This window comes from Delftia sp. WSY_12, assembly GCF_043104645.1.
Lineage (GTDB): Bacteria > Pseudomonadota > Gammaproteobacteria > Burkholderiales > Burkholderiaceae_C > Comamonas > Comamonas tsuruhatensis.
In genome coordinates this window covers 316,241-322,240 of sequence record NZ_JBICKW010000030.1, presented here as the reverse complement: position 1 = coordinate 322,240, position 6,000 = coordinate 316,241, and the positions used below count along the sequence as shown (strand labels likewise).

General features: G+C 57.8%; 3 protein-coding genes and 1 pseudogene. All 4 read left to right on the top strand.

Going from position 1 to position 6,000, the window contains the following annotated elements; translation table 11 throughout:
- Window positions 1-3,487, top strand: a 3,487-nt coding sequence (locus tag ACF8LI_RS19905) for a DUF6765 family protein (protein WP_392413984.1), incomplete at its 5' end; no start/stop codon positions are given.
- Window positions 3,472-4,431 (top strand): annotated as a pseudogene (locus tag ACF8LI_RS19900) (hypothetical protein); the annotation flags it as partial. The gene ACF8LI_RS19905 and the pseudogene ACF8LI_RS19900, both read left to right, overlap by 16 nt.
- A 234-nt stretch (window positions 4,432-4,665) precedes the next feature.
- The gene (locus tag ACF8LI_RS19895) at window positions 4,666-4,896 is read left to right on the top strand and encodes a hypothetical protein (RefSeq protein WP_250440127.1); all 231 of its coding nucleotides are present in this window, start codon (window positions 4,666-4,668) and stop codon (window positions 4,894-4,896) included.
- On the top strand, window positions 4,881-5,927 hold the full coding sequence (locus ACF8LI_RS19890; RefSeq protein ID WP_267179368.1) for a right-handed parallel beta-helix repeat-containing protein: 1,047 nt from the start codon (window positions 4,881-4,883) through the stop codon (window positions 5,925-5,927). The genes ACF8LI_RS19895 and ACF8LI_RS19890 overlap by 16 nt, the downstream gene beginning before the upstream one ends.
- Window positions 5,928-6,000 lie beyond the last annotated feature (73 nt).

The following is a 6,000-nucleotide window of genomic DNA, read 5'->3' as shown; positions in this document are numbered from 1 at the left end:
CGAACACCAGATCCGCATCCGCTACAACAGCAGCCGCCAGCCGCTGCAGATCACCGAGACGGGCTTCAGCCCATTGGATGCCCAGGGCCAGCCCGCAGGCAATGCGGACGGCGCCACGCCCATCGAACGCAGCACGCGCTACCGCTACACCGAGATCAACGGCCGCAGCGTGCTGGTGGACATCGACGGGCCGCTGCCCACCTCGCTGGCAGGCTATGACGATGGAAGCCCGGCGCAGAACGACCTCACGCGGCTGCGCTGGGACCGCAGCGGCAGCCACGTCACGCGCGTGCTGCAGCCCGATGGCACGACCGTGGCGCTGGAGCATGACCAGGCCGGGCGCATCACGACCCGCACCGAAGACGACGGCGTGCGGCGCCTTCAGCGCCAGATGCGCTACAGCGCCTTGTCCGCCAACGCCCTGCAGGCCGAAGAAATCACCACCAGCGGCTGGCTGCTGGACGCCGACGGCCAGCCCCGCGCCAGCAGCCGGCTGAGCCTGAATCCATACCGCATCCGCCACGACGCCCTGGGCCGCCCCAGCCAGGCCATCGACACGGCAGGCCGCAGCATCACCTGGGCCTACCAGGGCAGCACCCAGGCTAGGCTCGATGGCCTGGGCAACCGGGGCCAGATCGAGCGCGACAGCGAAGGCCGCATCAAGCGGCTGGGCCTGTACCGCGAAGGCCAGGACCTCCCCGAACGTGCGGCCTACTACGGCTGGAATGCGCAAGGGCGCCTGAGCCACCGCCTGCTGCCCGATGGGCGCCTGGACAGCTACACCTACGGCGATGCGGGGGAATTGCTCCAGCACACCGATGGCGACGACACCCGCACGCGCTGGCTGGACAACGGCAGTCTCCATGCCAGCCTGTCGCAAACGCCCGATGGGGCGGTACGGCTGGCATTGCAAGGCTCCTCCGATGTGCCGACAGCACCCCAGGACATCGGACACCAAACCACTGCTTCCCAAGGAGCCCAACCCGCCGAACGCCGCCAGGCCCTGCACGACGACTTCGGCCGCACCGTCTGGCTTCAGCTTGCCGATCATGGCCGCCAAAGCGCACGCTACAACGAAGCCGATCAATTGCTGGTGCACACCCGCGCCGACGGCAGCAGCACCCACTACCAGTACGCCCCCAGCGGGCGTCTGCTGGCCAAGCGCTACGAAGCGGCGCCCGGCGCAGATCGTCGCTCTTCCTCGCAAACCCGGCTGCACTACCAGGGCCGGCTGCTGCAGACCATCGACAGCAACTGGCAGCGCGAGTCCATCGAATACGACGCCCTGGGCCGCCCCGTGGCACGCACCATTGCGCTGGCCACGCCCGACGGCCAGGGCGAGCATACCTACCGCACCGCCACGCGCTATGGCCCGGACGGCCGGGTCCACAGCCGCACCCTGGCCGATGGCCGCGTGCTCGTCACCCGGCGCGGCCCCGCCAGCGACGGCGCCAGCGTGCAAGGGCTGCAACTGCAAAGCGCCTGGGTGGCCGGCCTGCTGCAGGCCAGCGACCACTGGCTGGGCGCCGGCGCCACAGGCTTGCTTGAACGCTTGCTGCCCGCGCAGACGGTGGTCGGCGACATCCAAACGGACGCCTTCAACGGCCTGCAGCACTACACGGCAGGCAATGGCCTGGCCACCATTCGCCAATACGACATTGCCGGGCGCCTCACGCAGCAGACCACCGGGCAAGGCACATCACAAGGCACATCGCAAGGCAGCGCACCCATCCTCAGCCAGCGCTACCGCTACGGCGTGGGCCCGCGCATCCGCGCCATCGAGCAGGAGTGGCCACCAGCGGGCCTGCACAAGACCGACTACCGCTACCAGGGCTTCGGCAGGCTGGTGCAGGACAACGCACCGTCAGCACCAGCGCCCGTGCAGCGCGACAGCCAGGGTCGCACCGTCCAGGACGCATTGCACCGCTACACCTACACCGAGGCAGGACAGCTCCAGGGCATCAGCGACCACCAGGACCGGCCCATCGCCAGCTACCGCTACAACAGCCTGGGCCAGCGCGTGGGCAAGACCGTGCACCAGGGCGATGGGCAAACGCACAGCCACTACCTGTGGCAGGACAACCGGCTCGTCGCGGAAATGGATGGCGAAGGCCGCATCACCAGCCAGTACCTGTACCTGAACGAGGGGACTCGCACCCTGCCCATCGCCAAGCTGGAATCCGCGCACAACCGGGACAACGCCAGCGGCAAGGCGCGCATGCTGCACATCCACAACGACCACCGGGGCAGTCCGCAGGCCATGACGGACGCAGGCCAGCGCGTGGTCTGGCGTGCCCGCCAAACCCCCTGGGGAGCGCCGGCCATGCATCAGGCCGGCCACACAAGCCTGCCCCGGCAGCAGGCCGTGCTCAACCTGCGCCTGCCGGGCCAGTACTTCGACGAGGAAAGCGGACTGCACGACAACTGGCACCGCAGCTACGACCCGGCCAGCGGCCGCTACCTGCAGCCGGACCCGCTGGGCTACCCGGACGGACCCGATGCCTACCTGTATGCCGGCGGCGACCCGCTCAACCGCATCGATCCCACCGGGCTGTACCAGGAGGACATGCACTACTACATGGTCTTCTTCCTGGCCCTGGCAGCCGGCCTGGACTACGAACCTGCGCGCATCACGGCGCTGGCTTCGCAGTACGTGGATGACAACCCCATCACCAAGCCGCTGGACGATGCCAACACCCTCACCACGGTGGGCTCGATCTTCAAGAACCACCGGCAACTGCTGTGGTACCACTTCACGCTGTCCGACGACAAGGGCACCACGCTGCCCCAGTACGCCAACGACAACGTCAACAGCGTGGTGGGCAACCTGAGCCCGCAACTGAACAACCTGCTCAACGCCAGCCGGCTGGGCAACCCGGCCCAGCCCTGCGCCGAATACCAGTTCCTGGGCGAATTCCTGCACTCCTACCTGGACACCTTCAGCCACCGGGACAAGGACAACCGGCCGTTCGATGCCATCAGCGTGAAGCTGGGCATAGGGCATGGGTTTGCGGGGTCGGAGCCGGATTACACCTATGACGAGGACATGCCAATACTGGGGAATATGCCTGACCCAGAGGTGCCTTATTGGGACAAGCGGGAGTATCGATCGCTGCAAGGGGAGAAAGCGGTTTATGAGTTTCTGACGCGGTATGGGGCTAAGCCGGCGGTGAGCTTTAAAGAGATAGAGAAAGTGCTGGAGAGATTCAATGCCACGCGGGAGAGTGGGAGCAATTCTCCAGATAAATTTGATTTGCTACAAAACCATCTAAATAAATGGATTAATGAGGGAAAATTGAATTTAACGAAAGACAATAAAGGTCAGATCAAAATAACAAAAATAGATTTGAAAGATAAAAATTCAGAGGAATATGACTTTGAGAAAGCAGAAAACAATAGAGAGATCTTTCTTGGTGGTCTAGTGGGTAGGGAGAAAGACTATCCAGGTGTGTGTTTGCCAAGGAGTTTGTTATGCAAACCCGTATAGTGTGCATTTTAATAATATTTGTGCTGCTAGCTTTTTGGCGGACTGGGCATGCAGAAAAACAGCAATGGGAAAAATGGACCGAGAGCCAACACCCTCCTGTTGACGCAAAACTTCCACCCATATGGTGCAAGGCTGTTAAATATAGAGGTCAGAGAGTTCCAATATCAGAGTCAATCAAAGGTTCTGGTAAGCACTGCGTTGTTCATGATTTCGTTCAGCGAAAATCTCGTGACCTCATATCTGGTAGACAAAGAGGGTCTCCAATAAATGATGCTGGAACCGGAAATATATTAACGTTCTTCGAAAGCAGCAATGTGGACCTGAACTTGCAAAATCATCTCATATCGGGATCGCCTTTTGAAGATACTCGTGGCATTGGAACTAAGGGGATTGAATTATGCTTTCTAAAGGTTCATAATGGAAAGATTGAAACACCTGGAAGATTGGGAATAAGCATAGAAATGGCTTCTGGAGATTCAAATATTAGAAAAAGAATAGAAATGATGAAGGAAGATATTTCAATAATTATTAAAACAAATTGGAATGGCGAGAACCAGAACTTCAACGAAATCCCCTGGGACTACTCACCACCCACCTTCTACACTGCAGAAAACCTCCAAATCAAATCCGGCGGCCGCGCCATCATCATGGCGGGCTCCGACAACGTGGTGCGCAACAACACCATCGAGGTCGATGGCCGCACCGCCGTCTACCTGTACGGCCCGCGCTCGCTGGTGGAGGGCAACACCTTCATCGTGCATATGGACCCGCGCGACAAGGCGCCGCTGCCCGCCATCCTCAAGCTGCGCGATGCCGATGGTTCCATCATCCGCAACAACCGCTTCATCGTGAAGCGCAGCGGGCTGTTCAGGAAGAAGGAAGAGGAACCCCAGGCCGGCATCAACCTGCTGGAGTCCAGGGACGTGGTGATCGAGGGCAATGTGTTCGAGCAGGTCGCATTGCCGGTGCGCAAGGATGCGGTCAGTATCACAACGGAGAGTGGAAACATTTCAAAAGGCAGTCCCTGATGGAATGGAAGTATTCGACGGACATATGCGTTATGAGTTTTTGACGCGGTATGGGGCTAAGCCGGCGGTGAGCTTTAAAGAGATAGAGAAAGTGCTGGAGAGATTCAGTGCAATTCGCGAGGTGGTGGCAAATCACCAACTAAAATTGGCATGCTTCAAGAGGCGATTAATAAATATATCCAAGATGGAAAAATAAAACCTGAAAAAGACAAAAGCGTTTCTACTGATGCCAAGATAAATTTCTCTGAAAAGTACCTAGATCAATATAACGAAGAAACCGCCAAGAAGAACAGGGAGAAATATCTTGGCGGACTCGCTGGTCAAGAGAAAAATTATCCTGGAGTATGTTTGCCAAGAAGTCCTATATGCAAGTCCGTTTAACCATGGTCTCTTTTTTATTGGTACTGCAACCTCATGCATATGCAGTAGACACTTTGGACACTCACGAATCAGGTAATGGAACAAAAATCCAAAATGCAAAAAATATCAGAGAAACACCCTTGCCTTCAGGCTGCAAAGCAGTGAGATACACAGGTGGATATATATCAATCAAGGAGGCATTTGAAGGCTCGGGTCGCCATTGCGTAGTGCATAATTTTACTCAAAGAAAAGTTAGAGATTTAATAGATTGGAGTATTCGAGGATCTCCCACCGATGAAATTGGCAGAGGAAGTGTTTTAACTTTTTACAAAAACACAAATGCCGACTTGGATTTGCAAGGCCATGAAATTTCAGGAGCACCTTTTGAGAATACTCGTGGAGTTGGTCTCCTTGGGAAAAATCTAGCATTCCTACGTGTGCATCATGGAAAAATAGAAACCCCTGGACCAAGGGGTTTGGGTGTGGATATGGCACCCAATATTTCTGCGTGGAAAAGAATAAAAGAATTGACTGAGGATTTTCCAGTCACGCAAACAACCGACTGGAATATCAAAATCAAGGAGTTCAACGAAATCCACTGGAACTACACCCCACCCACCTTCTACACAGCAGAAAACCTCCAAATCAAAGCCGGCGGCCGCGCCATCATCATGGCGGGCTCCGACAACGTGGTGCGCAACAACACCATCGAGGTCGATGGCCGCACCGCTGTCTACCTGTACGGCCCGCGCTCGCTGGTGGAGGGCAACACCTTCATCGTGCACATGGACCCGCGCGACAAGGCCCCGCTGCCCGCCATCCTCAAGCTGCGCGATGCCGATGGCTCCATCATCCGCAGCAACCGCTTCATCGTGAAGCGCAGCGGGCTGTTCAGGAAGAAGGAAGAGGAACCCCAGGCAGGCATCAACCTGCTGGAGTCCAAAGGCGTTGTGATCGAAGGCAATGTGTTTGAAGAGATCACATTGCCGGTGCGCAAGGATGCAGCCAGTACCACAACGGAGAGTGGAAACATTTCAAAAGGCAGCCCCTGATGGAATGGAGGTATTCGACGGCCATATGCGGCAACCCACTCAACCGGATCGATACCACGGGCTGTACCAGGAG